General features: G+C 62.7%; 1 protein-coding gene. It reads left to right on the top strand.

Annotated features, from left to right (window positions below):
- On the top strand, positions 1-402 hold a 402-nt coding region (locus HUW62_RS47930; protein WP_217912015.1), incomplete at both ends, for a hypothetical protein.

Below are 402 nucleotides of genomic sequence, written 5' to 3'. Positions count from 1 at the left end.
GCTCCGCACGGTCTGCGAGATCTGCACGCCCCTGGGTATGTGCGCGCGTATGCCTACGACCAAGATGAAATCGACGAGGTGATCACCGAGTTGGCCCAGCAGATCTTGATGCCGCGGTTGCCGCCCAAGGGTTTGAGCCAGGAGGAGTTGCGCGCACTCAAGCCGTGGGAAGGACCGCGGCACTTTGTGCTCATCGACGACGTGCAGGACCTGCGGCCGGCTCAGAGCTACCCACAGAAGCCGCCGGTGGGTGCGGCGCTGTGGAAGTTGATGGAACGCGCCCGCCAGGTCGGTTTGCACGTATTCAGCACGCGCAACAGCGCGAACTGGGCCACGATGCCGATGGACCCCTGGGTGAAATCCCAGACCTCGGCGAAAGTGGCCCAGTTGTATATGGATAAC

The organism is Myxococcus sp. AM011 (assembly GCF_013372595.1).
Taxonomy (GTDB): Bacteria; Myxococcota; Myxococcia; order Myxococcales; family Myxococcaceae; genus Myxococcus; species Myxococcus eversor.
This window is presented reverse-complemented; position numbering and strand designations above follow the sequence as displayed.